Here is a 377-nt window from a genome sequence, read left to right on the forward strand (position 1 = left end):
GGCTTGACCCGCTCCAGCTGGTCTCGGAAGGCGGCGGCAAGTGGATCGTTGGCCAGCGAAGGCGCATTCCAGGTGCTTCGACGCGGCGGCAGGTCGCCGATGATCGCGTGGAAGCGCGCCTGGATTGCCGGCCGCGACAGGAATTCGATCAGCTTCCAGGACGCTTCCTTCTGCTGCGACTTGCGGAAGATCACCAGGCTGGTTCCACCGGCGATGCCCGCGCCCGGACCGTCCGGACCCGGCAGCGCGGCCGTGCCCCACTGCCCTTCCAGTTCCTTCGGCTGCAGCTTCTTGAACTCGCGGATGTTCCAGGGGCCGGAAATGTAGAACACGTTGAAGCCGCGGAAGAATTCATCCCAGACGTTGGAGATCTGCGT

The 377-nt window shown here is 64.7% G+C and carries 1 protein-coding gene; it reads right to left on the minus strand.

The genetic code is table 11. The features are described from left to right. On the minus strand, window positions 1-377 hold a 377-nt coding region (locus tag AC1DLI_RS34435), incomplete at both ends, for an extracellular solute-binding protein (RefSeq protein ID WP_477610231.1).

This window comes from Paenibacillus sp. 01T443 (assembly GCF_056398325.1).